18 protein-coding genes, 1 tRNA gene and 6 pseudogenes are annotated in these 23,126 nt (G+C 47.5%); 2 read left to right on the top strand and 23 right to left on the bottom strand.

Annotated elements, in window-relative coordinates:
• Window positions 1-393 precede the first annotated feature (393 nt).
• Together AB6T85_RS12470 and AB6T85_RS12475 are read left to right on the top strand one after the other, a co-directional pair.
• Window positions 394-1,566, top strand: a complete 1,173-nt coding sequence (locus AB6T85_RS12470) for a glycosyltransferase family 9 protein (RefSeq protein ID WP_369895731.1) — start codon at window positions 394-396, stop codon at window positions 1,564-1,566.
• A gap of 208 nt (window positions 1,567-1,774) precedes the next feature.
• Window positions 1,775-1,849: transfer RNA gene (locus AB6T85_RS12475), tRNA-Arg, on the top strand.
• Window positions 1,850-2,218: 369 nt separating this feature from the next.
• On the opposite strand, the gene AB6T85_RS12480 is transcribed toward AB6T85_RS12475, so the two are convergent.
• From AB6T85_RS12480 to AB6T85_RS12590, 23 genes and pseudogenes are all read right to left on the bottom strand, one after another.
• Entirely contained in the window at window positions 2,219-2,614 is a 396-nt protein-coding gene (locus AB6T85_RS12480; protein WP_301253488.1) for a hypothetical protein, read from the bottom strand.
• Window positions 2,593-3,918, bottom strand: coding sequence for a phosphatase PAP2/dual specificity phosphatase family protein (locus AB6T85_RS12485; RefSeq protein WP_369895732.1), 1,326 nt, complete (start codon window positions 3,916-3,918; stop codon window positions 2,593-2,595). The genes AB6T85_RS12480 and AB6T85_RS12485 overlap by 22 nt, the downstream gene beginning before the upstream one ends.
• On the bottom strand, window positions 3,911-5,674 hold the full coding sequence (locus AB6T85_RS12490; protein WP_369895733.1) for a bifunctional alpha/beta hydrolase/class I SAM-dependent methyltransferase: 1,764 nt from the start codon (window positions 5,672-5,674) through the stop codon (window positions 3,911-3,913). Before AB6T85_RS12490 ends, AB6T85_RS12485 begins: the two co-directional genes overlap by 8 nt.
• A complete protein-coding gene (locus AB6T85_RS12495) occupies window positions 5,671-6,303 on the bottom strand; it encodes a lysophospholipid acyltransferase family protein (RefSeq protein WP_253459645.1) in 633 nt (210 codons plus the stop codon). Before AB6T85_RS12495 ends, AB6T85_RS12490 begins: the two co-directional genes overlap by 4 nt.
• 9 nt (window positions 6,304-6,312) lie before the next feature.
• Window positions 6,313-7,242 (bottom strand): phosphatidate cytidylyltransferase, encoded by a 930-nt coding sequence (locus tag AB6T85_RS12500; RefSeq protein ID WP_253459642.1) that lies wholly within the window; start codon window positions 7,240-7,242, stop codon window positions 6,313-6,315.
• A complete protein-coding gene (locus AB6T85_RS12505; protein WP_253461259.1) occupies window positions 7,235-7,837 on the bottom strand; it encodes a CDP-alcohol phosphatidyltransferase family protein in 603 nt (200 codons plus the stop codon). The genes AB6T85_RS12500 and AB6T85_RS12505 overlap by 8 nt, the downstream gene beginning before the upstream one ends.
• 242 nt (window positions 7,838-8,079) lie before the next feature.
• The gene (locus AB6T85_RS12510; RefSeq protein ID WP_369895734.1) at window positions 8,080-8,382 is read right to left on the bottom strand and encodes a YidX family protein; all 303 of its coding nucleotides are present in this window, start codon (window positions 8,380-8,382) and stop codon (window positions 8,080-8,082) included.
• A 29-nt stretch (window positions 8,383-8,411) separates the two neighbouring features.
• Window positions 8,412-8,765 (bottom strand): YidX family protein, encoded by a 354-nt coding sequence (locus AB6T85_RS12515; protein ID WP_369895735.1) that lies wholly within the window; start codon window positions 8,763-8,765, stop codon window positions 8,412-8,414.
• 365 nt (window positions 8,766-9,130) lie between these two features.
• Window positions 9,131-9,319: pseudogene (locus AB6T85_RS12520) on the bottom strand (type VI secretion system baseplate subunit TssE); the annotation flags it as partial.
• A 121-nt stretch (window positions 9,320-9,440) separates the two neighbouring features.
• Window positions 9,441-9,866, bottom strand: coding sequence for an immunity protein TsiR (gene tsiR / locus AB6T85_RS12525; protein ID WP_502092368.1), 426 nt, complete (start codon window positions 9,864-9,866; stop codon window positions 9,441-9,443).
• 44 nt (window positions 9,867-9,910) lie between these two features.
• A pseudogene (locus tag AB6T85_RS12530) lies at window positions 9,911-10,972 on the bottom strand (polymorphic toxin type 44 domain-containing protein).
• A gap of 20 nt (window positions 10,973-10,992) precedes the next feature.
• Window positions 10,993-11,625, bottom strand: a pseudogene (locus tag AB6T85_RS12535) (type VI secretion system baseplate subunit TssF); the annotation flags it as partial.
• Between the two features lie 90 nt (window positions 11,626-11,715).
• Window positions 11,716-12,078 carry a DUF1240 domain-containing protein gene (locus AB6T85_RS12540; RefSeq protein WP_369895872.1) on the bottom strand — a complete coding sequence of 121 codons (363 nt, stop codon included), beginning with the start codon at window positions 12,076-12,078 and terminating at the stop codon, window positions 11,716-11,718.
• A 46-nt stretch (window positions 12,079-12,124) separates the two neighbouring features.
• Window positions 12,125-12,562 carry a DUF1240 domain-containing protein gene (locus tag AB6T85_RS12545; RefSeq protein WP_301289674.1) on the bottom strand — a complete coding sequence of 146 codons (438 nt, stop codon included), beginning with the start codon at window positions 12,560-12,562 and terminating at the stop codon, window positions 12,125-12,127.
• A gap of 3 nt (window positions 12,563-12,565) precedes the next feature.
• Window positions 12,566-13,831 carry a PAAR domain-containing protein gene (locus tag AB6T85_RS12550; RefSeq protein WP_369895738.1) on the bottom strand — a complete coding sequence of 422 codons (1,266 nt, stop codon included), beginning with the start codon at window positions 13,829-13,831 and terminating at the stop codon, window positions 12,566-12,568.
• Window positions 13,832-13,851: 20 nt separating this feature from the next.
• Window positions 13,852-14,091, bottom strand: a pseudogene (locus AB6T85_RS12555) (type VI secretion system baseplate subunit TssF); the annotation flags it as partial.
• A 271-nt stretch (window positions 14,092-14,362) separates the two neighbouring features.
• Window positions 14,363-14,797: a DUF1240 domain-containing protein gene (locus tag AB6T85_RS12560; RefSeq protein WP_369895874.1), complete on the bottom strand. Its 435-nt coding sequence runs from the start codon at window positions 14,795-14,797 to the stop codon at window positions 14,363-14,365.
• Window positions 14,797-15,902 (bottom strand): annotated as a pseudogene (locus AB6T85_RS12565) (PAAR domain-containing protein); the annotation flags it as partial. The gene AB6T85_RS12560 and the pseudogene AB6T85_RS12565, both read right to left, overlap by 1 nt.
• 8 nt (window positions 15,903-15,910) lie before the next feature.
• Window positions 15,911-16,180: a hypothetical protein gene (locus AB6T85_RS12570; RefSeq protein ID WP_253459621.1), complete on the bottom strand. Its 270-nt coding sequence runs from the start codon at window positions 16,178-16,180 to the stop codon at window positions 15,911-15,913.
• Entirely contained in the window at window positions 16,173-17,294 is a 1,122-nt protein-coding gene (locus AB6T85_RS12575; RefSeq protein ID WP_369895739.1) for a PAAR domain-containing protein, read from the bottom strand. The genes AB6T85_RS12570 and AB6T85_RS12575 overlap by 8 nt, the downstream gene beginning before the upstream one ends.
• A gap of 30 nt (window positions 17,295-17,324) precedes the next feature.
• Window positions 17,325-17,845 (bottom strand): annotated as a pseudogene (locus AB6T85_RS12580) (type VI secretion system domain-containing protein); the annotation flags it as partial.
• Window positions 17,846-17,958: 113 nt separating this feature from the next.
• Window positions 17,959-21,441, bottom strand: coding sequence for an ImcF-related family protein (locus tag AB6T85_RS12585; RefSeq protein WP_369895740.1), 3,483 nt, complete (start codon window positions 21,439-21,441; stop codon window positions 17,959-17,961).
• Complete coding sequence (locus tag AB6T85_RS12590; protein ID WP_369895742.1) at window positions 21,438-22,646, bottom strand: KPHS_23130 family T6SS system protein; 1,209 nt, start codon at window positions 22,644-22,646, stop codon at window positions 21,438-21,440. The genes AB6T85_RS12585 and AB6T85_RS12590 overlap by 4 nt, the downstream gene beginning before the upstream one ends.
• Between the last annotated feature and the right edge of the window lie 480 nt (window positions 22,647-23,126).

The following is a 23,126-nucleotide window of genomic DNA, read 5'->3' on the forward strand; positions in this document are numbered from 1 at the left end:
TCAGCTACTCAGCTACTCAGCTACTCAGCTACTCAGCTACTCAGCTACTCAGCTACTCAGCTACAAAAATATTATCAAAGCTGAAACTTTTATATATTTTATTATAAATAATAAAGCCAATATTCACATTTAAAATGAATCAAAAATAAAAATAACAAAAAACTACCTTAATAATTAATAAACAATATTGCAAATACCGGCAGCAGAATTTCCTCTTCCTTGCGGCACTGCTATTATCTGTTACTATAACCTTCCGCAAAGCCATCATCACAATAAAGTAAAATACATGTTTTTAATTTGTTTTATTTCTTCCTGGTTAATGGTTGGTTTTATTTTATCGCATTATTTTTTCACGGATGAAAAACCCGAGGCGTATAAGGAGTGCCCCTACGAATGAGCCTGTCTCTGTCAGAACTGCCTGGCGCGTTAAAAAGACTTAACCGGCAAAGAAATCGTTACCTTCACGAGCAAAAAAGAAGATTTCGGCTGGTGCTGTCAGCCATGCTTCTGCGTAGCGCCAACAAGCATGAAAAAATCCCTCAGGCGCCGCAGCGCGTGGTTTTTCCTTTTATTAACCTTGGGATTGGCGATGCGGTATGCCATACCGGATTATGGCGAAAATTAAAGGATTTGGGCTACAGAGTACAAATCATCGCCGAGACCAGAAGCGAGGTATTTTTTAAAGGGCTGGACTGTGTCGATGACGTGTTTATCGTCGATGTCAATCATATTGACCGGCTGGAGAAAATCGATAGCGATATCGTTATCAGCATGTACTCCTGGATGCAGCGCAAGGAGCTTCTGGAGATAAAACTGCTGTCGCGGATTAATTATAGCTATGCCATCAGCATCGGTGGCTGGTTGAAGCGTCCTTATCATATCACGCTGGATTTAGCCGATAACTTTCATATTACCGATCCGCAAAAACAGCTGCTGGCAGCGCTGGGACATCCATGTAATACACTGCGCTATTGGCTAAACCCCTCGTCTTTTAGCGATGCGTTTATCAAAGACTGCCTGCAGAAATATGCTAAAAAAACCCTGATTGTGCTGAGTCCTTTCGCCAGCGTGAGCGAAAGAACCATGACGCGACAGCAAATCTTCGATCTTATTGCAAAGCTGCAGCATAGTGTGGATTGCAACATTTTTATTACGGGTGAGAAGCACCAGCTGGCGACGCTTGATCATGCCTCAGACAATGTTTTTATCTGCGCCTTCGATTCCTTGTGGCATACCCTCTCGTTGGTCAATAAGGCCGATCTCGTTATCTCGGTGGAAACAGCTATTGTCCATGTCGCCTGCGCGCTAAATAAAAAACTCGTCAGTATCTTTTATTCTACCAATATAAATTATAACGATGCGTTACAGAGCAATACTATCTTCAAGCCCATTGGAGAAAACGTACGGCAAATAATCGTTAACAGAACCACCCTTCCTTTCGATACGGATAAAGTTCTCCAGGCGTCTTTAGCTACGCTGGCCGCCGATCGTCTCGCTATTAATCCTGCTGGTTCTGGTAACTGTTCATCTGAACCGCTTGAGCCTGCCATCGTGGCGGGCTCGTGACTTTTGCTTAAAACCCAGGCGAAATGGAACGTATTTCCGGTGCATTATTTGCCATTCGCCTGTTTAAACGCCAATGCGTTCAATTTGCCACCATATGTTGCAAAGACCGGTACAGGGAAAAACGTGTTGAGAAATGAAGGCCTTGAGGCGCAGCCACACTTACGGTAACATACGCAACTGGATGAACGCCCCCGTTTATCCTGCCGCTGTCTCCTTAGTTAAATGGATATAACGAGCCCCTCCTAAGGGCTAGTTGCAGGTTCGATTCCTGCAGGGGACACCATGTACACATCTCGTGTTATGTACCGAATTCAACAAAACCCCTTGTAATCAGTGATTGACCATTCGCCCTGGCTATGTGACATCAACTGATGTTTACCCACTTCAATGTGAATCAATAAGCGCCTGGGGCCTAAGTGAGAGCTTGTCCTGTTCAATGGTTCCAAAATGCCCTTAAAGTTACCAGCACCTTTGAATCAATAGCCTGTATCCCCGCTGGGGCAGCGATGTATTAAATCAGCCTGTTGCTGAAAGGCTCTTTATCCTACACCCTTTTAAAAACGACGGCTTACAGGGGATTTTCATGATGTAATACCTTAAAAATTAACGTTAAAAGCATACGGGGATTCAAAGTCATTTGAGTCCTGACTACTCAACCTGAAATCTTGTAAATGATCATGCACGATGAAAAAAGCCACAGCATCAACAATGAAAAAATAGCTTTATAAAATAAAATCTTAGCCCCGTACCAACGCTCAACCAGAGAGCGAGTGCTCCCCTTTCTTTTTGCCCACAAATGCGCAATCCCGTTATCAAACTCAATGAGGTCGTTTTCACTCTCAATGAGCTGAAAAAGTCGTTCATCCAGCCATAGACGCCAGCAGTAGTAATGAGTCAGCAAAAAGAGTCCCATCAGCAACACGCAATCGGCTGAAAACAAAAGGTTAAAAATCAGTGCTAACGGCGGCAGCGTCAGAGCAGCGAAATAGCGCCAGCTCGACAGATGAATTTGCATGATTTTTCTGGTCATGGTGATACCTGATGACATTGCAGCTCCCTGCTGAATCTTTCCAGAACCTGGATATGAGCGGGCGTCAGTACCACCTGAGGGCGCCGGGATTTGATTAGCGCCACAGCCTGCGTTACAGACCTGGCATGCCCTTCATTCAGCAACCAGGCCGCAACAACGGTTGCGCTGCGGGATAAGCCTAAGGCGCAGCACACAAGGACACTTTTATGTCCTTGCCGCAACCGGCGGAGCCTGGCGACGGCCTGCCGGATACTCTGAATTTCCGGTGCAACTAAATCCATCATCGGATAAGCTTCCCAGCACTTTGTCCTGCAACTGATTTTATGAAATTCAGCCGTCAGGTCGAGGACAGCGGCCTGCGCCACGGTATTGTCCGGAAACCGGCCCAATGCCATGCCGTCATAAATAACGTTGCTCAGGGCTATTCGTCGGGAAAACCATTTTTTTGAAAGCCATGCCCCGGCTAAACAGGGAAACAACAGCCAGCGGGCAGAGAGGCTTAACTCGCCGTTTTTGTCTTTCTGGAACACCGACACGCCGAGTCCGGCATAGCCCGCTGCCACCACCAATAATGCCACAGCAGGCCACAGCAAAATGAAGCCCTGTGAGCGCCATAATGCCGCCAGTAAAAACACCATCCCACCAGCACAGTATTTCATGGCGAGCAGCAAGGCGTGAGCAGACGGGCGCCGCCATCGCCAACGGCCTTCAACCGGAATGACATAGCTAATCATCACCCCGACAACAAACCCGCTAATTACATCAATGACATGGTGCTGCCAGGTGGTGATTACAGACGCAGCTATCAGTAAAAACCACGCACCAGAAAGCAGCCCTGCGCCTTTTCCCAGATGCTGACGAAAACGCAGCCATAGCAGCCATGTCAGGATGATATGCAGCGATGGAGCCTGGTTATAAGGCAAATCAAATTGTTCGAGCTGTTGAAACAGCCAGCCAAACATCCCCTGCGTTTCCGGGCGAATAAAGGTGTATCTCAGCGGGAACAGAAGAAAGCCTAAGCAGGCAATTAGCGATGCGGCAAGCAGCCGCCAGCCATGGCGAGTCAGTTCCTGCTTTGATGTACAGATAAACAGCGAAATACCATACAGCAGGTCTATGCTCCAGTAAGGCACAATGGTCCACGGCATAAACGGGATGGCATGTTCCCAACCCAAGACCACACTCCCCACATCATGACGCGTGGCCGTGAACTGATTCACCTGCCCATAGCTAAAGAAAAAAAGCGGTCCCAACAGCACCAGCCAGCACAGCCCCTGTTTCCAGAGGCTGCATTTGTTCTGCATTAGCGGCGACTCAACCATGCTGCTTTCTCACGGCCAGTGAGACGGTGAAAATACCAAATTCATCAATCGCCTGATGACATTTCTCGAAGCCCGCCTGTTCCACCAGCGTATCCATTTCTTTTTGACTACGCACACGCATCATCCGCGGAATGCCGTTCTGATGGCTGGTTAAGGTATAAGCGATGGTTTTTAACTGCGGGTGCCAGGGCTGCCCGGTGTAGACCAGTACGCCGCCAGGTGGTATTGCTGCAGCCAGCCCGGCGAGTGAGGCTTTAATCAAGGCGTTATCCGGGAAGAGTTCGTACAGCCCGGAAACGATCCCCAGTGTCGGCGCGGGATCAAGCGTGGCAAGAGAGTCATAGTCAAAGGCATTACCCTTTTTGAACTGAGCGAGGTGGCTCAACCTACGCCCTTCAATCAAGGCCTGCCCTTTTTCAACGTTCAGGTCGCTATAATCGCGCAGTAGAATGCTTTCGATATCCTGATGTTTTTCCAGTGCGTCGAGCACATAGCGCCCGTGCCCAGCCGCGATATCCACCACACGTACCGGCATATCACTCTCTTTCAGCCTTGTGACCGCCTGCTCTATGACCTGCTGGATATTGACTTTTCGTACCCGGATCCCCTGCCAGCCGATACTGTTGAGGTAGTGCCGGTCAATCATGCGCCCCAGAATACCTTTGCCTTCCGCATAGTTACGGTACACATAATCCAGCGTACTGCCGGAATCAAAGCCCGTTTCATAGCCTAGCCGCATACCTTTTGAAAGTCTGCCGATCGTTTTCATGCCATAGTTCAATGAGGAATAGAACATGCCCTCCAGCGAGTGTGCTTTGGGCGGTGCCTGCAGCTCACGGTACGCGTCGCCGCTCGGGCTCCACTGGTCTTCATGGCTGTAATCGAAGGTGTAAGGCTGAACCGCGTAGAGTTTGTCGATAAAGGTTTTCATTTTATCGAAGGCCAGGGCGCGATCTTTTTCGCCCAGCGTATCGTGATAGAAGCCAGGCAAAATATGCTGCTCTTTGATAACGCTGCGCAAACCGGCGTAGAACTGTTTTTGCGGCTTCGCATGCACAACAAAATCATCGCCAGAGATAAGCAACTGAGTCGGCAGTGTAATGGCGGCAGAGTCGGAAACAATGCGCTCAGCCGTTTTGTAGAGATCGAGAAGAATATTCACCGCGATTGCCCGCGTGATGAGTTTATCCTGCTCAAAACTGGCGACACGCTCCGGATCGTGGCTGAGGAATTTCCCTTTCACGTAGGAGTTAACGTAGAACAGACCTCGGAGCCGCTGCATCAACCCAAGGCCCGTACGAGCGAACGGCACATACAGTTTGACTTTAAAAGCCGGAGAAGCCAGCACCATTCCCCGAATTTTCGGCGCATAGTCGTGAACCCAGGTGGATACCAGAACTGCTCCCACGCTCTGCGCAATCACTACGATATCCTCGAGGCTGACCTGCGCGTCCTTCGCCACAAAACTCACAAACTCATCCACGTCCAGAACGGAGCGGGCCAGGCCTGGACTGTAACCACGATCGCCCGGAGACTGACCGTGACCGCGAGCATCCCAGGCGTAAAAATGCGTATCGGGCATGACCAGCTCATCGACAATGTGCTGCAGCCGTCCGGAGTGTTCATGTCCACGGTGAAACAGCACAATCACTTTTTTACCGTTACCTTTCATTGCTGGCCAATGGCGAAAATAGAGCGACTCTCCATCGCTGGTTACGAATGTATTTTCCTGAAATAAACGTGCTTCCTGACTCATGGGACTTTCCTTGTCGCCTGCTGTTGTAATGTGACGAAACGAGTGAATAACGATTGTTTAAACGTGACTTTAGACGCGTCGTAAAAAAGCGGTTCGTCAATGAAGATGTCGATAAAAAACGGGACGGGGATTTTCTGCCCTTTGCCCATCGAACGGTCCAGGCCGTGCATGTAAACGGGGATAATCGGCACCTCCGGACACTGCTGGCTTAAATGCCAGATGCCGGATTTGATCTCTGAGAATTTCCCCGGCTCGCCGCGCGTGCCTTCAGGGAAAATAATCACAATTTTCTTTGCTGCCAGCGCATCAATACAGGCCTGTAGCGGATTTGCCTGATGGGCTCCGCGATAAACAGGAATGATGCCTATGACCTTCAGGGCAAACCAGCCAACCACTTTGTTTCGCAGGAAATAATCTGCCGCCGCCACGGGCTGCACGTTCACCAGCGTTGAAAGTGGAAACAACGTGAAAAGCGTCAACACATCCAGATGGCTGTTGTGGTTCGCCACGATAATTGCCGGGCCTTCCACAGGCAGCTTTTTTCGACCAGACACGCGAACGCCCAGCCAAATCCAGACTACGGGGTACGCGATGCACAGGGTAAAGATCCAGCGCAGTAAACGGTTCATCTGCGCCCCTTATACGTAGAAGTAGTAATAGAAGTGGAAGAACAGCGGCGCGGTGTAAATCAGCGAATCCAGGCGGTCAAGAATACCCCCGTGCCCCGGCAGGAGTTTCCCGGAGTCTTTCACGCCAAAATCACGCTTGATGGCCGACATCACAACATCGCCACAGAACCCGCCCAGACCGATAATCACTCCAGCCCCTGACGAATGGAGCCAGTTCATGGGTGTGAGCTGCGGACCCAAAATGGCAGCCAGTAGCGTAGTGGTCAGCACGCCCCCCAGCAATCCGGCCAGCGTTTTATTCGGGCTGACCTTCGGCGTGACCTTGATTTTACCCAGCGATTTCCCCCACAGGTATTGCGCTATGTCGTTAAGCTCGGTGGTCGCCACCAAAAATATCACCAGTAATGCGCCAGCTTTAGTATCCACGCCTGGCAACATCATCAGGAAAGCTACATGGCTTAAAGCAAAGACCGTAGTCATCATGCCCCAGTGCATGACGGATGCAGAGTGCACGAATCCTTTCGTATCGCCTACCAGCACCATGCGGGCGGGCAGGAATAAAAAGACGTAAATCGGAATAAAGATAATAAACATGCCATACCATGACATGCCCACCCAGATATATTGCAGCGGGATCGCGGCATACATCCACAGCAACGGCACGCTGTCGGAGCGGCGGGTAGGTGCCAGCGTTAAATATTCCTTCAGTGACAGGAAGCTGAGAAAACCGAAGAAGGCGAGCGCCAGCCCTTTGGGTGAAAGCATAGCCAGCGAAAATAAGCCAACAATAACCCACCAGCTATTGATACGTTGCTGAAGCTCAAGCCAGTCGCGCTGCGGGCAGCATTTTTTTAAGACGCAGAGGATAACAGTCGCCAGCAATAAAATGCTGAAGAACCCGCCGAGGCAGTAATACAATGTGTACAGAGAATCAGGCATTTTTGACCACCAGCACGCTATGGCAACGATTGATCGAGGTCCAGGCCAGAAGCACTGCCGAGGCACTAAAGACGATATTGGTCACGATGCTGTACTGCGGCCAAAGCGCGATAAACAAACCTAAAGCCCCCAAAACAAAGGCACGGTCGCTTTTACCCATCGGACCACGATAATTTCGGCTACCCGTCAGCGTCTGGGCGATGATGCCGCAGAACTCCGTCAACCACGACAGCAACACCACCAGCACAACCAGCCACGGTGATACCCCGGTTAAAAATGCAAATGTCAGATAAAGCGCTGCATCAGCTATGATATCCCCGACCTCATTAAGAATGGCTCCGAGCTGACTCTTCTGATTAAACTCTCGCGCCAGCATGCCATCTATCGCATTCAGTGCCATACGAATAAACAGAAAGATAGGTAGTAAAATGTAAAGGCGGGGGTCGGGAAATAGCATCAGCCCTGCGCCAGGTATTACCGAGAAGACTGCCGCACTGACGGTCACCTGATTGGCCGTTACGCCCCGGACAAATAACACGCGGACTAAAGGCCGTAATAAATCCTGAAATTTTGGTTTAATATCGTAAAGAGTCATATTGTAATTTGATAGTCCATTTATCAGAAAAAATTCACCATCTGGCATTTTAATGTTTACTGCCAATGATAAAATATAGTGAAAACACCGCATACTTTAAATATGGTAGCTATGGCGTCAGATGTCATCACCATCAATTTAATGGCGCGCAGGTATACCTGCACATTTCCTCATTAATCCTCCTTGACAGTTCTTTCATTACTCAAGCCGCTGAACTCTCCCACAAAAATAATGGATAACTATTAATGCAGTAGAATAATGCCGTAGACAGATAAAACAGCGACACCGCCAAGAAGGTACAGTGGAGACAGCACAACGTCCGTTGCCACTGCAGCCGGATAGAGAAGTCGTTTCGCGGAGAGAGTATTGCGGGTATAGAATTTCACCTTAATCGGATGGTCAAACCGGAAGACATCAGCAGGAACATGCGCTTTTTGATGTATGGTTCCCTGCAGACCAGAGAGTTTGATTTCGCACTCACCAGCACCTTTATTATTACCGGTGCAATACCACTCTGATAGTTTTAGGATATTTAAGATTAGCATTTTCTCAGCCTGATCCCGATAGCTATATTTCAGGGTAACCTCCCCGCTGAACTGATTTTTTCTTTATTCAGCGTGAATGTACCATCTTCAGATACCCTGACTCTGGCCTTATCAATTTTACCAGACACCAGTGTACGCAAAAAATCACTCGCGCCTGAGGTAAGGGCATAATCAAAATTATTGCCAATAAAAACCCAGCTATAATTTTCTTTTCCCGATTCGGTGATGGTTGCTGCAGTGATCACATCATTGTTATACAACGTCCGGCCATTTTCATGGTGTTTTATGTCATTTTTCAGGTTTTTTGTTGCACAACCCGATAAAGCCAGCACGGTCAGTACTAACAAAAGAACATTATCCATTTTTCTTACAAAATTATTCAAAATTATTCCTTTTATAAACAGTATTAATATCTCAGAACTATCGATTGACGCCGATAACCCCTTATCCGGCCTTGATCGCCATATAAAAGAGGAACGCATATTGGCTGTCGGGTTTTCGCATTTCCGGATCCGTGATTTATTTCGTTATTTCGGGATTTTTTCCTGTCAGCTATTGACTGTTTCGCCAGGTAAATACGCAATGACTAACAGGCAAAAAAATAACGATTACTCATTCCGGTTCCGCTATGCAAGGAGCGCTAAAATCAACCAAGCCTGATTCTTACTGACAAATGAAGCCGCAGCGGGCTGTCTGGCCTGCAATTTTTTGAGAAACTGTGATTTTACTGACATAGTGTTATCTTGCCTTACATACGAGTTGTCGTGTCGAGATACTGCTGTTGCTTAAGATGTCGCAGAAGAACCCGTCCTTCTGGTGCAAATTCTGTTGCATAGCGCACAAGGCCAATACTCTTGAGCTCGACATCAATGGCATAGCGCAGCTCGCCGGGGACGTTCTACGCCAGCAGGACAACAGTTATTTTTTTCAGGCGTGGCCGTATTTGGCACGCGGGTGTGGTAGTAATATTCCGGCGCTTCATGACGCATCATTCCGCCTTTGTGACGAAATCTGGTCGTCGCTTTCACTCTAATCAAGCTCAATCAATTTTGCATTTCTTAATGGTTACCTTTAATAAAAGAAAGCTTTTTAAGACATATATCCTGTTCTTGATCAACCATTTTAAAGTGATTATACCCTGGCTGTATTATTAGCTTTGCAGAACATATATTTGATTTCGATGACAAACGAAAACCTACCCCACCGCCACCATTTGAATTATACTCAAACCGCCCACCGGTTGACCAACCAATACTTAATTCATAATTATCCATTATTATGGATGAAAAAGAGCTTTTTATCCTGACCTCTTCTCCCGACTCGATTATATCAGGACGATCCCTTATTATTTCATCAACTTCCTCAGGAGTTGGTTCGATACCGTAAACACTCTCATTGATGTACAAATACACACGTTCTTTCGTTGTGTTCTGAACGATGACTACCGGCCTTACAGGAATAAAAAAAAAGCACAAGAATTGCAATAAGAAGAAAGATGAATGTTAATATCGCTTTTTTTTCATGGCATCTACGGCTCGATTTTTTTAGGGTTTTTATTATTCCAGCACCAGTGCTTCTGCTTAGAAACTGGAAGTGATTCTTCAGCTGTGCTATCCAAAGCATTCAGAATATCCTGAGTGGTTAGTGTATCTGCCATTTTCCCATGCCGATGATACAACGAAAAACCAATTTTCATGCTAGTCACATCATCCAATGTATCATTTCCGACAGCTCCTGGGGTCATGTTTTGCTCCCATATCGAGCCCGACAACAATAAATTTTCCTTAAACCCAACACTAAGACCGACATACCCATAGTGGATATTTGACCAAATATCATAAAAATAATCATAATGTTTATATTTATGATAATAAGACTTAGATGGAGTATTACCAGGGAGGGGTCGCGCAACAGCTACTGAACCAAACATATCACGAATTTTTGGCTTATGATCCCACACGGAACCTGTTTTCACTGTTTGATACCAAACAATTATAGCTTCAGAAAGATGAGGCTCAGGACGAGGAGCTAATTTCGCGTAAAAAGGTAGATTATTCCATTATTTTAATGTGTTTTTCATGGTTTCATCATCGATATAACCTCTTATAACATTTGCAATCCGACCTCTGACATTGGTTTTAATTTCATTGAGTATATAGTCAGCAACCTTTATAGCGCCGTCAGTATGACGACAATGCAGTTTACTCTTAAGATCTGACGACTGCCCGGTAGTCGTTACTGGTGGAGTAGTTGCTGATAAAGTGGCTGTAGCTGCCGTTGTTCCCTCAGCAGAATTTGCACTACCCCCACTCTTTTCATACGTATCATCCATCATCGACGGAATAAACTTCGCTTTACAAGGACAAGTACTGTAGCTGTCGAGAGTCCCGGCCATCCGCCTGTCGTGAATGGTATCGTTGTCGATGCCACCAGCTATCCTGAAAAGCCCGGCATGTTTACCGCAGGTCACGCTATCCTGTTCCCGAGCTACAGGTTTATCAAACAGCGTGTGATCCTCTGCGCCCGTGGTGATTTTCCCTCCGCAGGTCGTTTTGTCGCCCTGCACCAGATAAAAGCCTTCTGCTGCCATATTTTTTCCTTTAGCTGAATTCTGTCCATGTCACCCGGCATTCGCAGCCACATCCGGGCCACGTTCAGGGTGAAAGCTTCGTGCATCGCACACGCCAGCAGCGCGTCGGCATTGAAACAGAACGAAATATGGCTTAAATCGATACGGTTCCAGTCTGCAAGCTGACTGCAGTTAAAACGCAGCGTGACAACCGAACGGCCATCGATATCGATCACCAGGCTGGCCCGCTCCAGCGACAGCGGCTGAAGCGTTATCTTTTTGGTGGTGGTGTACCGGCAGCGTGTGCCTTTCTCCCCGATCGGCCGCGAGTTCACCTCGAAACCTTTGTCAATGCGCATCTGCTCTTTCATTTCGCGCCAGTCAGGAGTGAACTCCACCACCGACATTGACGGAATGGTGCGCAGATAATGCGGCCACAGCAGGCTGACCAGCCCTTCAGTCAGTTCCGGCAGGTCATCATCGAGCTTCTCACGCAGTCGTCCCATCAGAAAGGCAAAGCCTTCAAACAGGCGCTCCACGTACGGGTCACGCGCACCCGCTTTATCAAGATTGAGCATTGCCGCCTGCTCGGGGTGAGCACGAGCAAACTCTTCACCGGCTTCCAGCAGGTAGCGCATTTCGGCGTCGTAATAACGCAGGGTTAAATCATCCATAATAGTTTCTGTTTAGTTAATTACTGCGTGATGAGCGATTAAGGGAATTCCAAAAACCGACAGGCGACTTCAAATAAAAAAGGTCGCTCATCAATATGGTTTACAGGAGAATATTTCTTTTACATAACAAGTGGTTGTGCCTGGCATCCAGCCCGATGGAATTCCATTGCAGCGTACATATCCTCTGCTAATCAGCTCTTTGGGATAGAGAATGGAGTACAACAGACCCAGTATTACGATAGCAATGCAACCCCATTTTAAATAAACGATATAGTAATCCATCTTCTTGAAAGCAAACTCTTTTCCCCTGAAGAGAACCAGAATAAAATAGGCCAGTGGGAATAGCATCACGAAAGGCAACACAACCAAAGCAACGGTTAACCATGAAAAAACAATTTCATCACCAAAGCTGGAATATTCTTTAAATATACCTTTTCCAAGATAAAAGCTCAGAGCTCACGACCCAAGAATGATCACTATAGCGAAAAATTCACGAATTCTATCTTTCATGCTGCCTACCCGAACTGAAGCATAATTTTTTATCGACCACATACTTTCTGGCCGTTCCGGGTGTCCATCCAGATGGCACTCCTGAGCAAAGAATGTAACCTTTGCTTTTAAGTGCTGACAAATAGCCAAACGAAATAGTACATGACAAAGCAAAAGCAAACACACACATACACTTGAAATGCGGCATAATTTTATTCACTTTTTTAAGTGCGTATTCTTGCTCATATCGGAGCGAAAGGTAAAACCAGTATAAAGGAAACACAAACATAATTGGTATTGATATAAGACTTAATGACATCCACGAAAAAATAATTTCATCATGAAACTTGAGGAAATCAAAGACCTCGCTCAACCAAAAATAAAACGACAGGATAGAAACAACCAACAATATAAGAATTGAAAAAAAAGCATTGATTTTTTTCGTCATATGTTAGTATATCCTCTTTGTAATATCGTCAATTGAGTTTCTCAAAAACCCTCTAATTTCTGACTCTATAATTTTCTTGCCTTTAATTAACATCTTCTCTGCAAACATAGCACCTAAGTCCCAAAAACCATCTTCCATTTCTCTGGCTTTTTCAGCAAATTCTTGTTGAGCCGCATCAATGTACTCAACTACTTTGTCTGTCACACCAAACTTCTGGTCCAGCTTATTTAAACCCCAGGCAGCAAAAAATCCAACGCCAATGACTATTACAAGGTTAAATGCAATCAACGGGGTTACTACGACACTTCCAACAACAAATGTGACTACTGATACAATACCGATTTTCATTACATCAGTAGCCAGAGATCCTATAAATTCAGCTAAAGATTTCTCATCGTTCAAAATGAAATCAAGAGTCCTGTAAGCGGCTGCAACATAAAATGTCAGCCGTGCTCCTTCAACAACAGATTTTGCAAACCCATATTTACCAATTCCCAAATCAACAATCTTTGGATTTTTAGCCGCAAACACAGGCGCATTCAATATCTTCCTTACACCAGGATAACCACTTATTTTTATCAGTTCTGTACCGTTGCGGTTTACATATGTTGTTGCTTTTATGCTGAAGCTTCCCAATTGGTTGATCAACATAGATGCAGTCACAACATCCTTGATATTGGTTCCATAATTAACAACTATTTGTCCGGGGTCACTTTCTGTTATTGCTACCCATCCGTGTTTCCATGCCCCCCACGAGGACAATATTTCGAAAGCTTCTGGAAGAGTGAGCAGCATCACATCCTGATTACTTTGCCTTAGCATAGCCCTCAAATTACCATCGGGAAAATCATGAGTATTTCGTAAAACTGGATAATCAGGTACAAATCCAGTTGGCTTTTGCTTACCGGTCAGATAACTCGGCAATTCTGGCGAAGTTTGCACAGGTGTTGCAAAACCTGCTGCTGGTTCTGCAGCGGAAGCTCCGCTACTCTTCTCGTACGTATCATCCATCATCGACGGAATAAACTTCGCCTTACAGGGGCAGGTGCTGTAGCTGTCGAGGGTTCCGGCCATCCGCCTGTCGTGAATGGTATCGTTGTCAATGCCACCGGCTATCTTGAAAAGCCCGGCATGTTTACCGCAGGTCACGCTGTCCTGTTCCCGGGCTACAGGTTTATCAAACAGCGTGTGATCCTCTGCGCCCGTGATGATTTTCCCTCCGCAGGTCGTTTTGTCGCCCTGCACCAGATAAAAGCCTTCTGCTGCCATATTTTTTCCTTTAGCTGAATTCTGTCCATGTTACCCGGCATTCGCAGCCACACCCGGGCCACGTTCAGGGTGAAAGCTTCGTGCATCGCACACGCCAGCAGCGCGTCGGCATTGAAACAGAACGAAATATGGCTTAAATCGATACGGTTCCAGTCTGCAAGCTGGCTACAGTTAAAACGCAGCGTGACAACCGAATGGCCATCGGTATCGATCACCAGGCTGGCCCGCTCCAGCGACAGCGGCTGAAGCGTTATCTTTTTGATCTGCGAACATTGCGTCAGGATCTGGCAAGTCGCTTTCAGTCTCTTTAATTTGTTCTCTGTCTTTATTTGCGAGTGCCTGTTGTACTGATTATATATAGGCCACAGCCTTGTCAGTCACACTAAAGTTTCCATCCAGAAAATTTAAAGTAATGGCAGCTACAGCTCCAACTTTTTTTTAAATTTATATACACACCCAAAAAAACCATTAAACAGCGTTTTTATAGTCTGACGTCCAGGTATTTTTAAGGCCAGATAATCAATCAGGAGGTTATTGACTGCAAAGTTGGATGTTTTTTACGTATCTTGTTGCCATGCCAGGCACCCAGGCTTTCGGAGCACCTGGACAGGCAACATATCCTTTATCTTCAAGCTTATTTGTAAAATAAACTTTAAATCCAATCTGAAAGGCGACAGTAATAAAGAACACTGCAATCATGTACTTAGTTAAATACCTTTGCATCTCAATTGAAACTCTGCGCCCCAGAAAAATAGGCCATAAAGAAAAAAAGGCGACAGGAGTCAAGATAAACACAGCAGAAAAACCATAAACAAAAAAAGATGAGAATGATAATTCAGATGGAAATGCAAAATACTCTTTAAGCGTAGTCAAGGAAAGTACCCCTCCCCCCAAGGTCAAAGGCACATAAAGACACAGCATACCAAAAAACATTCCAACCCTACTTTTAAATGGAAAGCCCTGCATCAAAACCACTCCTTTTCAAAATTGTATAATGATTGCCTTATGTATTTTTTTACCTCATATTCAATAACCATTTTCCCATGAGCAAGCATACCATCAACATACATTGCGCCCAAATCCCATAAGCCTTTCTCCATTTTCTTTGCTTTCTCAACAAATTCCTGCTGCGCCGATTCAATAAGAGAAACAACTTTTTCTGTAATTTTATATTCATCATCTAATTTATTGAGTGCCCATGCGGATAATGCACCTGCAACCAGCACAACAACTATTGGTGCTGCAATTGTTGAGAATACTCCTACAGCGTAAACACCAGTTCCCCAAGTAATCGCTGATGAAACACCGACCTTAACCACATCAACAGCCCACTTTCCAATGAATTTCGCTAAGGTAGTCTCATCATTGAAAATGAAATCTACAGAATCAGCCACAGACACATAAATCAAACCAAAAAGAAAACCTTCTTTTATCGCGTTATTGAGTCCGTACCTCCCTATTCCATACTTGATCATTTTAGGGTTTTTTGCGGCGAACACTGGTGCATTTAGTATTTTCCTGGCCCCCGAATAACCACTTATTTTTATTAGCTCTGTTCCCTTGTGGTTAACATACACGGTTGCAGTTATACCAAAACTACCTAACTGGTATAATATTTTCGAGGTGGAATACGCGTCTTTTATGCTCGTGCCATAGTTAACAACAAATTCACCGGGTTTGCTTTGGGAAATAAATGACCACCCTGACTTATAGAATCCCATAGATGTCAAATACTCAAACACTTCCCCCAATGTAAGTAACATTACGTTATTGTTATTCGCATTTAACATTGCTCTCAAATTACCGTCAGGTAAATCATGCGTATTCCTTAACACAGGATAATCAGGCACAAACCCTGTCGGTTTTTGTTCACCTGTCAAATAACTCGGTAATTCAAGAGAGGTCTGCGTCGGGGCGGCCGTAAAGCCTGCTGCCGATTCGCCAGCGGAAGCTCCACTGCTCTTCTCGTACGTATCATCCATCATAGACGGAATAAACCTCGCTTGCAGGGGCAGGTGCTGTAGCTGTCAAGGGTTCCGGCCATTCGCCTGTCGTGAATGGTATCGTTGTCACAGCAGTTCATTGAGAGGATAAAGATCGATGTTTTTTGCTCAGCCTGTTAAAAATAAAAAAAGAAATAACATATATTATTATAAACGCAACATTTAACACACCGTAGAACAACCAGGCTATGGAATAGGTTTCGCCAACAAGATAATCCAGATGAGAGCCAATTAACGCTGGTTCATAAGTATATTTTATATCCATAAATGAAAGAGAAAGTACACCTGTACTGACAACTAAAAACAGCGCTACAGGCAGAAAAACAAACAGTAGCTTCTTAATCATTCTCTACTCCCTGGGATTGGGTGAATGTGGTCGGAGCATAGCCGCTTGATCCCTTCCCTGCGAGCCCACTTCCCTTACCTATCGTACCGGCTGTCTCGTTACCACTGCCAGCGCCTTCAATTTTCTTATAATCAGAAGAGTTATGATACTTAGCTATAAATTCATCAGTCATTCTTATCACTCGCATATCAGCAGGATTTTTGGATAAATCCATCAGATAGTCATTCAAAGATGAGGGGATTGCAAAATCCTCACTGTAGCCAAATAAATTAAGTAATTTCACATCGAACATTTCTGTACCTGCCTTTTTAAGGCCTGTCACTGTTGTTGTCGTACAATTGTTGACAGCAAGATTATAGATATCAATGATACGACCATTTTCTTTTATATCAGGGTTAGTGTTCTCACCATCAGGACGAACATCACTGGACGCCCATAAAGAACTAAATATTGATAACGTGTCTGTTTCATCAACGTCTAGTATTTTATAAACTGACGATCCCATTCGATAGAGTTCTTTTGAGTAAAACGTATCAGCTTTTTCACCGGAGTATTTAATTAATACGCCCTCGCCAAAAGGGCTAAACCCTTCCTGATCATACCTACCATATGTAAACACATAAACGGTGCTATTGACGTGAATTGAAACGAAGACATGCCCTGCTCCCTGTGTTTCTGTCCAAAGAAAAACACCATTACGCAATTCATTTGGTTCCGCAAAACACATTCCCGCAAAGTCACTTTGAGCAGCATGGGTGCTATCTATAGCATTGTTAAGCAGCTGCGCCGCATTTTTCGCTAGTGAATTCGTGGAAGGTGATCCCGCCCCCCCATTTTTCTCATACGTATCATTCCACATAGACGGAATAAACTTCGCTTTACAAGGACAAGTACTGTAGCTGTCGAGAGTCCCGGCCATCCGCCTGTCGTGAATGGTATCGTTGTCAATGCCACCGGCTATCTTGAAAAGCCCGGCATGTTTACCGCAGGTCACACTGTCCTGTTCCCGGGCTACAGGTTTATCAAACAGCGTGTGATCTTCTGCACCCGTGGTGATTCTCCCTCCGCAGGTCGTTTTGTCGCCCTGCACCAGATAAAAGCCTTCTGCTGCCATATTTTTCCCTTTAGCTGAATTCTGTCCGGGTTATCCGCAAAGCACCGCACTGCTTGCCGGATCGAGCGCAATCAGACCGGACAGAAGCTGGTCCATCTCCGGCTGAAGCTGTGATTTATCGGTTTCACTGCGCGTGGCTTTTATGGGCAGCAGTCTGAGGCGACGCAATTTCACTTCAAATAGCAGTGCCTGTGTCCACTGCGTAAGGGTGATTGACTGTGCGGCGCTGTCGAGTTCATCCAACAGATGCAGGGCCAGTTCATTTTTGCCCTTTTGCTCGGCCACACCGGCTATCAGCAGACGCAGCAGCCATTTGTCTCTTATAGAGTCGGTTCCTGGCCGGGTCTGCAGCCAGTGGAGCGTGGCATCCAGGCCTTCGCTGTCTGCTTTCTCCAGCGCTTCCGGCTCAAGGGCCAGAATATCGCCTGATGGATATACCACTGCAAATCCAGCCAGAGGTGATTGGCGCCACGCGAGAAAGTGCTGTCCGCCTGCTCCAGAATCTCCAGCCAGCTCTGCTGCAGATAGAGGCATTTGAGCATGGGTCTTCTCCGGTCGGACTGGTGCCACTTACCGCAGCAAGCCAGGGCTGCCAGCTTTCCGTGCGTGTGCCTGTTGCTGTCGTTAGTCTGACAGGCAGCGACCAGATTTTGCAGAGTGCTTATTATTCGACTTCATCCATGTCACTGTTTCCGGTATTGGCCATCAGCGCCTGAGCGGTAGCCGCGCTGTCGACACTGAATATCTGATCCGGTAACGTGAAACCGTGCAGATCCAGTAGCGCCAGCGGACCTTTTCCAAGTTGTGAACGCAGTACCCACTGCAGCGTGCGACCATCTGGCGCGGTGAAACTCATCATCCACTGGCTACGGTTAAGCTGCTGGCGCTTGCCCTGATCCAGCCAGCGAATAAAGCCCCAGGCCCCGCTGTAATCCCCGAACAGACGCGTTCCGGCATTGACCGTGATCCAGGTCAGCATAGTCCCCGGCTTGTAAGTGTCTCCCGGCCAGCGGAAGCTTTGCCAGTCGGCCATCTGGTTGAAGTAGTGCAGCTTTTGTCCATCAATAGTCAGCTGAGTTTCCACCACCTGTGGTACAGGACGCGCCTGCAGCTCAAAGCGGATGCCCTGACTGCCATCGGTGAACAGAATGTCTGACAGCTGGCTCAGCTGGTTAATGGCCCGCAGGAAGGCCGGGTTAAAGGTAAGCCCCTGGCTGTTGACCTTATCCGGTACCCACTGGCTGCCCTCTTTGTGCAACACACCGCTGAGTTCCGTGGTCAGGAAGCGCTCTATACGTCCGCTGTCCTTACGCACAAATTCAGCCATCATGGGTAAAGAAGCATCACTTTTGCTGGCCGCAAACGGGAAACGCCCGTCAAAAGCAGTTTGCCAGTTCGCGACAACCGAGCGGCTCCATTTATCATTCAGACTGGCTGCCGACGGCTGAAGCACAGTCTCCCAGGCCTGGGTCAGCGGCTGCACAAACATCGTGTTGCCAAAACCACTCCACTCTTCGCCAAGGCTTGCCGAAATCAGACTGCCGTATTGCTGAGTGTCTGTCAGATCCACGCTTTTGCCCTGGAATACGGTCTGCGCCAGGATCTGCATCATCGCCTGCGGATCTGAGGCGCTGGCCACCTGTTGCAGTCGCAGACGCACGCGGGTGATACGGGTCAGATACGTCTGCAGGCTCAGGGAGGTGTCAGCCGACATGACGTTACTGCCTTTATTCTTACCCAGAAGCTGAAGCAGTGGACCAAAGGTTTCATCCAGCGGCCCCTGCGGCCCTGACGCAGACTGCTCAATCGTGGGTTTATCTTTTCCGCCTACGAGATCTTTAGCCGATTTGATGATGGAATCCGAAAGACTTTCGCTTTGCTGGCCGGTCTGCCCCTGCCAGGCGAGGGTATTCATCAGGGCAATCAGTGGCGACTGCCGGACATCACTCATCAGCGTCAGCTGGTCGGTAACGTCAGCAATGTTGTTTGCCTGGTTAAGTCGCAGGCTGTTGAGGAAGCTCAGCCAGCTGCCGGCAAAGTCGGTGAAGTAGCGTTGCGTCAGACGCGCCTTCAGGGCTTCCGGTGACAGGTCAGCTGATATGGCCTTATGGGAATCGCTCAACACCCAGTCAATTTCATCCCGGCGGGAATTTGCAGCCTTTGCGATAGCCTGCTGGATGCCCCCTTCCCACGCCTGGCGGGTAAACATGCCTGGCACCACTTCCTCGGTGGTGAACAGTCGCCGCGCATCGGTACCGCTGGTCATGTCTTCCAGAGACACATCGGCAAAGTTACGACGTACCGATTTGAGCATGTTCTCATACAGGGTGCTTTCGGCGTTACGCCGTCCAATTTGCTGCAACAGTACCTGGCGGCTCTGACTCACCAGCTGCGCATCCGGCCTGATTTTCCACTGTGGTTGCTCAGGCAGTTCGGTGATGTAGAAGGCCCACAAGTCCGGCGACAGGCTTTGCCAAAGGCCGGTTGAAATGCCCATCCGCGTCGGCTGCACGGCTTTCATGGTCTGGGCGTAATACGCGCCGTCGACTTTATCCGGACGGGCCATCATTAACCAGGCTTTCAGTTGGTCATAGCCCGGCTTCGCCAGCTGTGCCCGCTGGTCGCTGCCGGGTACAGAGCCTGCCAGCGCGCTGAGCTTTTGCGTAAGCGCCTCGTTCGCCGGGTCACGTATCAGGCGGTTGTTTGCCACACCGTACCAGGGCAGCAACGCATCGAGCAGTTGCTGGTTATGGTCAAGACCGAAGCGCTGGTACCAAGGGGCACCATCCTCAATATGCTGCTGCAGGCGGCCGGCGTCATTACGCAGCATATGCAGAGCCGTCAGCTGGTAATCCGATACGGAAGAATGCTCCACCAGAGCATGCGCCTGCTGCGCCACAGAGACAATCTGCAGACGGTTGACCGCAAACGACAGCAACGTCCCCGCCCCCCAGACACCGATAATGGCCATCAGTGTCCAGGCCAGCGTCTGTTCCCGCGCCATACCGACACGGCGGCCACGCACGCGGGTACAGTCATCAACGATCCCCTGCCAGGTCACCGGCAGGGTCAGCGCATGGCGTTGTGATTCCGGGATATATTTCTCAGCGTCGGCAGGTGCAGCACCGGCTGTTTCTCCTGCGATAGCGGCGGGTTTATTCTCCGGCAGGCTAAACATCAGGCCACGCAGCGGAACGCGCTGTTGGGAGGCTGCCAGCCATGGCACCAGTTGCTGAGTCCAGCGGGCGATACCGCCGTCTTTGAGGTGCTGGCCCAGGCGCAGCAGGAAGTCGTGGCCGTTGTTCTCAGCGACCTGACTCATCCCCTGCGTTCGCAGGGCTGGAAGCATCAGCTCAAGCTGGTGGGTAATTTCGTCAGGCTTAGCACGCAGCGGGAAACTGGCACCTACCGTCTGTTCAGTGCGTTTTGCCTGCGACCACTTGCTGTCGCACAGTTGCCACAGCCAGACCGGGGCGGAATAACGGAGCAGTCCACTGATTTTTTCCAGTGCACGCAAATCGTTATCGCTTATCTGTGGTGTCAGGTTAAACGACTGTGGCATCACTCGAACAATACCGTCCAGTGGCCGTCCGCGACGCAGTTTGCGTAGCGCGGTGTATTTTTCCTTGTCCGGTTCAGTAGTCAGGCTCCCGCCGTAAATCAGCACGGTACGGTTGCCTTCAAGCCACTGCTGCTGTTGCAGGCCGGGTACCAGCTGTTCAATCGCAGCTTCGTCACCGGTAATCAGCAACAGGCGGGTTTTACGACGCCAGTAAAGGCCAATACGGGAGCGGAGATGCCCCCGAATCCTGTCACACATGGCCACCGCAGGATGAACAGGCGCTTTATCATTTTCCCGTTTCTTTTTCTCATCATCACCGTTGGTATTGTCGACAAGCGCATTAAACTCCTGCTTACCGGCACTACGTACTGCCGCCAGAAGCACCACTGATACGATTAGGGCACAGCCTGAAATACATCCGCCAGCGATAAGCCAGTAAATTTGCTGCTGACTACCGTCTTCAATCCCGGCAATATCCGGATGCTTCCAGACCATGAACGTCATAACGGCTAACAGCAAAAAGAAAATCAATGCGACAGCAAGATAGCGGCCTTCCGTAGTCTTCGGTGCTAAAGGTAGCTTCACGGATCCATCTCCTGTCGGGAAGCAATCGGGGTAATGAGCGTGCTCCACAGCACATTCTGTGTGGTATCTCCGCAGATAATCATCTGTGGTGACTGAGTTTGTCGGGCGATTTCAGTGGCGGCAGCGATAGCCAGCCAGGGGGCTGCGGCTCCGGCATGTCCCATGGATATATCGAGCGAAATGACGGCTTCGTCCTCTACAGACTGCGCAGGGTGAGCATTCTGGCACTCGATAACCTCTGCGCGCTGCTTACCCGTAAGACCGGCAAGCCATAAATTTTTCACGATATTTTCTTTGAGCGGGACGTTCCAGGCGGCCATGTTCATCCCCTCGCGCAGTTCACCTGATGGAGCAGGATCCGGCCGGTGCAGCAACGCGAGAGGCTCGAGCGCCTCCTGGGTCAGGCGGTTGCCAAGAAGCAGAGCAACGGCTGCTTCAGCAGTATTGTTTGAAACAACCGGGTCAATCTGGAGGCCAACAATCAATAACATGGCTTTATCTTTAATGCGTTCATTCAACCAGCGGTCAATTACACTGAGCCCACTCCCTTCACCATATTCAACAGAAAGAGTAATATTGTTCTTTTGCCAGGCCTCATCCCAGTAATGGCGAATACTCTCCAGAGGCAGCGATGTTGTTACATCAAAAAATACTACCAGTGGTACTTTGTCAGGGATTCGTGCGAAAGGAATGCCAGTAATCAACTTCGAAAAAATATTCGTTATTACGAATTTTAGCGAGTCCTGCGGGCTAGAAGAAATTTGGCTCATCCTGGAGCTTTCATTACCATCCCGGTCGACCTGCGAAACAATAATACTATCGTTATTTTGCATGGCAATAGCTGTATCTTTCTGAGCAACTAATGAGTGGCCGGTAATAAATGTTGCATTCAGCACCTGCAGTGCACGACGTGCATTACGGGTTTCTCGAAGAATCCATTGTTCTCGCTGTTTGTCGAAAGCATTTGCTTTGCTATCCTGCAATGCCCACAGGAGCAGACAAGAAGCAAACGGAACACTCCACAAAACAACAGGCACACCTAAAGAAATTTTCCAAAAATACAGATTTTCAACATAACGCCCAAATATACGCATTAATATAACACTGACCGAAAGCATGGCAACCAGAGCAATAAGCCAACGAGAAAATTTTAGAGGCTTAGGTCTGGGATAGCGTTCTGGTAAATATTTAAGTGTATATGGCATGATTATCCTTTGCTTACTTAATTATCTAAAACAATCAAAATCATCTATACTTTTTGAATTGCCATGATTTATATCCAGTGCATAATTCAAAATCATTATCGCTTAAAGAATCGAATGCTGAGCTAATTCCAATAAAATCCCCATTAGCCAGATCTATAAAAAACCTTGGTTATTATCAAGATATGCAAGGGCTATAGACCTCAGATAATTCACATCGAAAACACCATCACTAACACTTTTCTCTATATTTTTATAAGAGCGTTAAGATTAATTAGTATTATATTGGTAGTTTGAGAGTTCTCTTCATTTATCTTTTTGGCTTCTCCCATATGACTATTTTTGAACCGTCACATTTAACTCTATAACCATTAACTATGGTATCCAAATATATTTTTTTAACTACTGACTTTTATTTTATACCAATTGCGTCATCTTCAATAAGTTCAACATCAACCGAACAAGCATTAAATGAAATCACAG

This window comes from Erwinia aeris, assembly GCF_041224955.1.
GTDB lineage: Bacteria > Pseudomonadota > Gammaproteobacteria > Enterobacterales > Enterobacteriaceae > Erwinia > Erwinia aeris.